Source organism: Candidatus Collinsella stercoripullorum (assembly GCF_027669965.1).
In the GTDB taxonomy this organism is placed as follows: domain Bacteria; phylum Actinomycetota; class Coriobacteriia; order Coriobacteriales; family Coriobacteriaceae; genus Collinsella; species Collinsella stercoripullorum.
Window position 1 is genome coordinate 1 of the sequence record NZ_JAQECM010000106.1, and the last position, 1,031, is coordinate 1,031.

Genomic DNA, 1,031 nt, shown 5'->3' on the forward strand with positions numbered 1-1,031 from the left:
CCGCGGCGGTCACGGCGCCTTCCGCCTCGAACGCCCCGGCCCCCGCGCCGGCTATGGGCGGGGCGCCCGCATCGCCCGCCGCCCCCGCATCGTCCCCGGCCCCCGCGCCGGCTGTTTCCGGTGCCTCCGAGCCGACCTCGTCGGAGGGGCGCGCCGCCCCGTCGACGCCGGCTCCCGCCCGCCCGTTGCCGCAGGGCGCTGCGGGGGAGGCGGCCCGCATGGGAGGGGCGCGTTCCCCGCTGGGCGCTCGCTCCGTCTCCGCCCCCGCTTCGGCTGCGGGTGCCCCGGAGGCGGCCCCCGCGCCTGCTTCGTCCGGCATGCGGGCACCGGCGCCGTCGGTGACCGGTGCGTCCGCCCCGGATACGTCCGCCCCGGATGCGGCTGCCCCGGCCCCCGGCACCGCCGCGGGGGAGGGCTCCCCCGCGTCCCCGCGGTCCGCCGGCGACCCCGGGGAGCTGCAGCGCCGCTGGGCCGACGTGGTCAAGCGCGTCACCGCCGCCCAGGCTTCGCGCGGCGCTCTGCTCCAGTCGTCGCGTGCGCGCTCCGATGACGGGGAGCGCCTCGTCATCGGGTTCCCCAAGGGGTCGGGCTTCGCGGTCAAGATGCTCGGGCGCCCTGACTCCCACGAGCTGATCGCACCCATCGTCGAGGCGGTGTTCGGTCCGCGTGTCGTCGACTACGTGATGGACGGGGAGGGGGCCCAGACGTCCGCCCCGTCGGCCCCCGGCTCGCCTTCGCAGGGCGCTGCGCCGGTCCGCGCGGCCGGTCCTTCCGCATCCCGCGGCGACGCCGATGCGGCGGCGGCAGGTACGTCGCGCGCCTCCTCGCCCGTGCAAGGCGGGCCGCAGGGAGCATCCTCGCCCGTCGCCGCATCCCCCGAAGGCGCTCCCGCGCCCGACGGCGCCGCCCCGTCCGCCGGCTCTTCGTCTGCCCAGGCTGCTGCCGGTGCACCGTCGGTCCGTGCCGCCGGCGCCCCGTCGGGGGGATCCGCGGAGCCTGCCCCCGGGCCGGCGACCCCGTCCGCCCCGGGA

Annotated in this window: 1 protein-coding gene and 1 pseudogene; one reads left to right on the plus strand and one right to left on the minus strand. The window is 80.0% G+C overall.

The genetic code is table 11. From position 1 onward, the window contains the following. A partial coding sequence (locus tag PHA29_RS10545) for a hypothetical protein (protein WP_270849596.1) occupies nt 1–220 on the minus strand: 220 nt, incomplete at its 3' end. 118 nt (nt 221–338) lie between these two features. On the opposite strand from PHA29_RS10545, the pseudogene PHA29_RS10550 reads away from it, so the two are divergent. Then, nucleotides 339–1,031 (plus strand): annotated as a pseudogene (locus tag PHA29_RS10550) (hypothetical protein); the annotation flags it as partial.